Annotated in this window: 7 protein-coding genes and 1 pseudogene; 3 read left to right on the top strand and 5 right to left on the bottom strand. The window is 65.2% G+C overall.

Annotated features, from left to right (window positions below):
* The first annotated feature begins 74 nt into the window (after window positions 1-74).
* A complete protein-coding gene (locus VF662_RS11495) occupies window positions 75-392 on the top strand; it encodes a glycine zipper 2TM domain-containing protein (RefSeq protein ID WP_464141226.1) in 318 nt (105 codons plus the stop codon).
* An 80-nt stretch (window positions 393-472) separates the two neighbouring features.
* Here the strand turns inward: VF662_RS11495 and cobT are convergent, their stop codons facing one another.
* From cobT to VF662_RS11475, 4 genes are all read right to left on the bottom strand, one after another.
* The gene (gene cobT / locus VF662_RS11490) at window positions 473-2,308 is read right to left on the bottom strand and encodes a cobaltochelatase subunit CobT (protein WP_464141224.1); all 1,836 of its coding nucleotides are present in this window, start codon (window positions 2,306-2,308) and stop codon (window positions 473-475) included.
* 39 nt (window positions 2,309-2,347) lie between these two features.
* Complete coding sequence (locus VF662_RS11485; protein ID WP_464141222.1) at window positions 2,348-3,205, bottom strand: hypothetical protein; 858 nt, start codon at window positions 3,203-3,205, stop codon at window positions 2,348-2,350.
* Between the two features lie 70 nt (window positions 3,206-3,275).
* Window positions 3,276-4,286, bottom strand: coding sequence for a cobaltochelatase subunit CobS (gene cobS / locus VF662_RS11480; protein WP_464141220.1), 1,011 nt, complete (start codon window positions 4,284-4,286; stop codon window positions 3,276-3,278).
* A gap of 13 nt (window positions 4,287-4,299) precedes the next feature.
* A complete protein-coding gene (locus VF662_RS11475; protein WP_464141218.1) occupies window positions 4,300-4,887 on the bottom strand; it encodes a DnaJ domain-containing protein in 588 nt (195 codons plus the stop codon).
* Between the two features lie 38 nt (window positions 4,888-4,925).
* Here VF662_RS11475 and VF662_RS11470 point away from each other — a divergent pair, with 38 nt between their 5' ends.
* Window positions 4,926-5,213, top strand: coding sequence for a BolA family protein (locus tag VF662_RS11470; protein ID WP_464141216.1), 288 nt, complete (start codon window positions 4,926-4,928; stop codon window positions 5,211-5,213).
* An 82-nt stretch (window positions 5,214-5,295) separates the two neighbouring features.
* On the opposite strand, the gene VF662_RS11465 is transcribed toward VF662_RS11470, so the two are convergent.
* Entirely contained in the window at window positions 5,296-5,694 is a 399-nt protein-coding gene (locus tag VF662_RS11465; protein ID WP_464141214.1) for a hypothetical protein, read from the bottom strand.
* Between the two features lie 347 nt (window positions 5,695-6,041).
* On the opposite strand from VF662_RS11465, the pseudogene VF662_RS11460 reads away from it, so the two are divergent.
* Window positions 6,042-6,172: pseudogene (locus tag VF662_RS11460) on the top strand (pirin family protein); the annotation flags it as partial.

Raw genomic sequence — 6,172 nt, 5'->3', positions numbered from 1 at the left:
GGCCGGCGCGACCCAGATTCGGAAGCGCAGACCGGAAGCGCCGACCACGAGATCGAAGTGTGAAGGAGTTCATCATGTTGAAGAAGATCACCATCGGAGCCGCACTCGCCGCCAGCACCATCGCTGCCGTTCCGGCCCCCGCGCTCGCCAGCCACAACGGCTATGACAGCCGCTACGAGCGCTCCTACCAGGGCGACCGTTACTACGGCCGCAACAGCTATCGCCGCTGCAAGGGGACGACCGGCACGATCGTCGGCGGCGCCGGCGGCGCTCTGCTCGGCCGCGAGATTGCGGGCCGCGGCAGCCGGACCACCGGCACCATCCTCGGCGCCGCCGCGGGTGCGCTCCTGGGTCGCACGATCCACAAGAGCAGCTGCCGCAGCCGCTACTAAGCGCTTGAAGATCCCTCGAGTCGCGTAACGAGGGCGGGGCCGGCATCTCTTCGGAGGTGCCGGCCCTACTCATTTGTGGGTCAGGGCGTCGTGTCGAAGAGCGCGGCGAGCTGCTCGATCATCGTCCCACCCAGTTGCTCGGCGTCCATGATCGTGACGGCCCGGCTGTAATAGCGGGTGACGTCGTGGCCGATCCCGATCGCCACCAGCTCCACCGGCGAGCGCGCCTCGATCCAGCCGATCACCTGCCTCAGGTGCCGCTCCAGATAGGTGCCGCTGTTCACCGACAGCGTCGAATCGTCGACCGGCGCGCCGTCGGAGATCACCATCAGGATCCGGCGCTCCTCGGGCCGGGCGATCATGCGGTTGTGCGCCCAAAGAAGCGCCTCGCCGTCGATATTCTCCTTCAGCAGCCCCTCGCGCATCATCAGGCCGAGGTTCCTCCGCGCGCGCCGCCAGGGCTCGTCCGCTTTCTTGTAGACGATGTGGCGAAGGTCGTTGAGCCGCCCCGGCTGCGGCGGCCGCCCCTCGCTCAGCCATTTCTCGCGCGATTGGCCGCCCTTCCAGGCGCGCGTCGTGAATCCCAATATCTCCACCTTCACGCCGCACCGCTCGAGTGTCCGTGCAAGGATGTCGGCGGAGATCGCCGCGATCGAGATCGGGCGGCCGCGCATCGATCCGGAATTGTCGATCAGGAGCGTCACCACCGTGTCCCTGAACTCGGTGTCCCGCTCGATCTTGTAGCTCAGCGACTGGGCGGGGTTCACGACCACCCGGGCGAGCCGCGCCGCGTCGAGTATCCCCTCCTCCTGGTCGAAGTCCCAGCTCCGGCTCTGCTGCGCCATCAGCCGCCGCTGGAGGCGGTTGGCGAGCTTGGTGACCGCGCCCTGGAGGTGCGTCAGCTGCTGGTCGAGATACATCCGAAGCCGCCCGAGCTCCTCCGGATCGCAGAGCTCGGTCGCCTCCACCATTTCATCGAAGCGCGTGGTGAAGACCTTGTAGTCGAAGTGCGGCGGAAGGTCGGAGAGCGGACGGTTGGGCCGGACCGGGAGGACTCCTTCCTCGCCCTCTTCCCCGAGACCCTCGCTCCCCTCGCCCATCTCCTCGTCGGAGAAATCGCCCTCATTCTCATCCTCGGAGCTTTCGCCCTGCTCGACCTTTATCTCGGCCTCGCCCTCGCCGCCGCCGGTGTCGTCCTGATTCTCTTCTTCGCCGCTGTCGCCCTCGTCCCGGTCGTCGCCTTCGCCTTCCTCGCCCTCGTCCGGGTCTCGCTCCAGCTCGGCATCGCCCTCCACGAGGTCGAGATCCTGAAGCACCTTCGTGGCAAGCGCCGCGAACGCCGCCTGATCGTCGAGCGCGAGCCCGAGCGCATCGAGGTCCGCACCCGCTTTCTCCTCGATCCAGTCCTCGACCAGCTTCAGGCCGGCGCGAGCCGCTTCCGGCGGCCGCTCACCCGTCAACCGCTCCCTCACCATCAGCGAGATCGCGGTCGAAAGCGGCACCTCGGCCTTGTTGCGCGCGCGGGTGATCGGATCGGTGCGCATCCGCATTTCGGTGAGGCGGCCGAGATTGGCCTTCACCCCCTCCATCGCCCGCGCGCCCAGCGCCTCGACCCGAGCCTGCTCGGCGGCGCTGAAGACCGCCCGCGCCGTCTCCTCCAGGGGCGAGTTCCTGGAATGAAGCGCCGCATCGTGATGCCGAAGCTTCAGCGCGGCCGCATCGGCATAGCCCCTCGCCTCGGCCACCTCCCGCTCAGGCAGGGTCCGCCCCGGCATCGGCGCGCGAATGCTCTTCCCCTGCGCCGAAGGAGTCTCCGCGGTGAACCCGAGCTCCACCTCCGGCTCCCGAGCGATCGCCCGCGAAGCGCCGGTCAGCACCTGGCGAAAGGATTCGAGGGGATTATCCTGAGCAGGCATAGCGCGGAGGTAGGGAGCCGCTTGGGCGGCGGTCAAGCGCTACCGCGGGATATAGATCGGGATATAGGTGGTGGTCGTGGTGGTGGTGACGTTATACTGCGCAGGGTGGAAGCCTCGTTCCCAGCGGATCTTGGCCTCCTTCGTCTCCGGATCGTAGCTCAGCACGGTGAAGGACGCTCCGAAGATATCGACCTTCGTCGGGAGCTTGGACTTCGGGATGAACCTCCGACCGTTCGAATAGACGAGACGCTGTCCCTCCTCGATCACCTCCATATCGATGCCCAGATTGCCCATGATGCCGACGCCTCCTGCGAAGCGCAGCCGCGCCTCGCTCTCGCCTGGCAAAGGCAGATTCCGCTCGACCTTCACCGGAGTCGGCTTGATCTCGATCGGAAGCAGGTCCTCCGCCTTCTTCGCGCCCGACAGAAAGGCCTTGTCGACCATCATGTCGCGGTCGGTGTCGACCACGCAGAATTGAGTGTTCGGCTGCAGCCGCTGGCTGCTCGCGAACAGCGAAAGCGTCAGCAGATTGGCCAGGCCCTTGCCGATGTTCCAATTGCTTTCGAGCGGAGCGCAGAAGACGCGGGCGCCGTCGTCGAGCTGCTCGCCGGCCTTTCCGCCCACGCGGCGCGCGACGTTGAGCTGCATCCCGGCCGGGAGCGTCGAGCTCTTGCCGGCGATGTTGAGCGTCAGCTCGCCGCCGAGCACTGCACTCCAGGCGCGGCCAACCGGCCGGCTGTAGAAAATCTCGCCCTTACGGACCGTGAACTCGGTTCCGGCGGTGAGCTTGTCCTCACCCGGCAGGATCCTGTTGGTTGACGGCGTCACCTGATAGCCCGACGCCATGAGCAAGAAGGCCATCGGCACGATGCCGACCGCCAAAACCGATTTCTTCATTGTTGCGCATCCCCGCGAAAAACCCGCGCCCTAATAGGGCGGGAGCCGGCGGAGTCCAGCGGGAAGTACGCTAAGTTGTTGTTTTTGATGCAACACTTTCCGGCAAATCCTTGCCGAACACGCGTTGATAATATTCAGCGACCAGCGGCCGCTCCGCCTCGTCGCATTTGTTGAGGAAGGTAAGCCGGAAGGCGGAGCCGACGTCTCCGAAGATCAGCGCGTTCTGCGCCCAGCTGATCACGGAGCGCGGGCTCATCACCGTCGAGATGTCTCCGTTCATGAAGCCCTGGCGGGTGAGCTCAGCGACCTTGATCATCCGCTCCACCTCCTGGCGGCCGCCCGCATGGTCGTACTCGCCCGATTTCGCGAGCACGATCCGGGCTTCCGTCTCTGCCGGCAGGTAATTGAGCGTCACGACGATGTTCCAACGGTCCATCTGGCCCTGGTTGATCTGCTGCGTACCGTGGTAGAGCCCGGTCGTATCGCCTAGGCCGACCGTGTTGGTGGTCGCGAACAGCCGGAACCACGGGTTCGGCCGGATCACCCTGTTCTGATCGAGCAGGGTCAATTTACCCTCCGTCTCCAGAACGCGCTGGATCACGAACATCACGTCCGGGCGGCCGGCATCATATTCGTCGAAGACGAGCGCGGTCGGCGTCTGAAGCGCCCAGGGGAGCAGGCCCTCGCGGAATTCCGTCACCTGCTGCCCCTCGCGAAGCACGATCGCGTCGCGCCCGACGAGGTCGATTCGGCTGATATGGGCGTCGAGGTTGATCCGGATCAGCGGCCATTTCAGCCGCGCCGCCACCTGCTCGATATGCGTCGATTTGCCGGTGCCGTGATAGCCCTGCACCATCACCCGCCTGTTCTTCGAGAAGCCGGCGCAGATCGCAAGCGTCACGTCCGGATCGAACACATAGGTGGGGTCGAGGTCCGGCACGCGCTCGTCCGCGTCGGAGAAGGCCGGCACTTCCATGTCGCTGTCGATGCCGAACAGGTCGCGCACTTTCACCACCCGGTCGGGCGCGTCCATCAATGTGGTGGAGCGGCTGTCGGGTTTCACGTTGGCTAGATCTGCCATTTCTCTCTCGATGTCAGGCGAAGGCGGGACGCGATTTGAGCTGCGTATAGGCCTCGATCACGGCTTGCAAAGCCTTCTCGTGGCCGCGGTCGCCGCCGTTGTGATCGGGGTGATAGCGGCGGAGGAGCTCGGCATAACGCTGCCTCAGCGTCCGCCGGTCGGTGTCGGTTCCAAGGCCGAGCACCCGGAGCGACTTCCGGTCGGTATCGCTGAGCTCGCGCCCGTCCTTCCGCTGCTCCTGCGGCGGCTGGCGGCGGAAGCGGGCGCCGATCGCGTCCAGCGGATCGGTGAAGTCCGCCCAGCGCGGCGTCTGCGAGCCGACATTGGCAAAGGCGCGCGTTTCCCGGTCCCAGCCGCCATAGGGCGTCTGCGCCGCTTCGATCTCCTCGGTGCTCATGCCGCTGAAATAATTGTAGCCGGTGTTGAACTCGCGGACATGGTCCAGGCACAGGAACTGCCAGTTGCCCGGCCCATCGAAGTTCGGGCGGCGGGAGCCGGGCGCGCGGAATTCGCCGGCGCCCGTGCAGCCGGGATAGGCGCATGTCCGATGCCCTTCGACCCGGCCGTGGAACCGCGTCTCCCTCTTGCCCGAACTCGCCACTTACTCCCTTTCCCGGCCAAACCCCGTATATAGGCCGGATGAACGCCTCTTCCACCGGTCCGGTAGCAGCCGAAATCACGGCACGGCTTACCGAGGCACTCGCTCCGACGCACCTTCAAGTCATTGACGACAGCGAAAAACATCGCGGCCATGGCGGCTACAACGCCAATGGCGGCGAAAGCCACTTCACGGTCGAGATCGAATCGGCCCGCTTCGCCGGCATGAGCCGAGTGGCGCGGCAGCGGGCAGTGAATCAGGCGCTCAGGGAATTACTCGAAGAGCGGGTACATGCGCTGGCAATCAGAGCTAGAGCGCCGGGCGAGTAGCAGGACACGCGCACTATCACGAGGCTATGCCGCACCGTGAATGCGGGCCCTAAGCGGCTAGGACTGTTGCACGAAGACGCCGTTAGAAATTGTGCGGCTGCGGGGCGGAAACCTTCACGCGGCCGTCCTCCCACACAAGAAAAGCAATCATGCGATCCTTGCCGACACGCCCGAGAATCATGATCGAGTCGAAGGTCCCCGAGCACTCCGGGTTGAAGGTGAAAACCGCATCAAACTGCCGCAGGCCCGCCGTTGCGCGTGCCACCTCGGCCGCCGGTAATCTCCTGCCCTTGCGGACGCCGCCGAGGAACGTGACTCCCGCATTGTCATATCGCACGGAGAACCGTCGTTCTCCGCCGGCGCAGCGATAGCGCGTCTCGACAATGCGCCAATCGGCTCGCACGGGGTGGATGATCGTCGGCGGTGGAGGCACCAGTTGGCAAGGCGCTTGGGCCGGCAGCAGAGCCAGCCCAAGCAACACAAGTCGTGGCCACCACAGACCTACGCCTGCCGCTATCCAGGGCAATTTCCGAGCTGGAGGCTGATCTTCTGGCCTAATGTCTGCGTGTCCGTGGCGTTGGTATCGAAGCCATGACGCGCGGGGTGCGACTGACTGCGATGCAAGCTCTCCGCAACGTAAACTGCCGATTGTTGGATACAAGTAGGATCTAGCCTGTCATCGGTTGGGAGATGAGACTCGCGAATAGCCCTGCATCCGCTCTTTCCCGCACCCGTAAGGCGCGCGCCCCGGGAAGGACCCCCCGGGTTTCCATGTGACTCTCGTGCCATTCGTGCCATTTGTGCCGTTCGCGGCAGGAGGGGGAAAAGATGACCAACGATCTCTTCATTCAGACGCTCCACCCGGCGACGCACGATCTCGGCGGCTTCAAGGTCCACCGGACGCTTCCGCACAAGGAGCGCACCACGGTCGGCCCCTTCATCTTCTTCGACCAGATGGG

Source organism: Allosphingosinicella sp., assembly GCF_036387215.1.
In the GTDB taxonomy this organism is placed as follows: domain Bacteria; phylum Pseudomonadota; class Alphaproteobacteria; order Sphingomonadales; family Sphingomonadaceae; genus Allosphingosinicella.
The sequence above is the reverse complement of the archived record's forward strand: the minus strand, read 5'-3'. Positions and strand labels throughout refer to the sequence as shown.

Coding starts and splice junctions, on each gene's coding strand:
- VF662_RS11495 (WP_464141226.1), top strand. CDS start 75: ATGTTGAAGAAGATCACCATCGGAGCCGCACTCGCCGCCAGCACCATC.
- cobT (WP_464141224.1), bottom strand. CDS start 2,308: ATGCCTGCTCAGGATAATCCCCTCGAATCCTTTCGCCAGGTGCTGACC.
- VF662_RS11485 (WP_464141222.1), bottom strand. CDS start 3,205: ATGAAGAAATCGGTTTTGGCGGTCGGCATCGTGCCGATGGCCTTCTTG.
- cobS (WP_464141220.1), bottom strand. CDS start 4,286: ATGGCAGATCTAGCCAACGTGAAACCCGACAGCCGCTCCACCACATTG.
- VF662_RS11470 (WP_464141216.1), top strand. CDS start 4,926: ATGAACGCCTCTTCCACCGGTCCGGTAGCAGCCGAAATCACGGCACGG.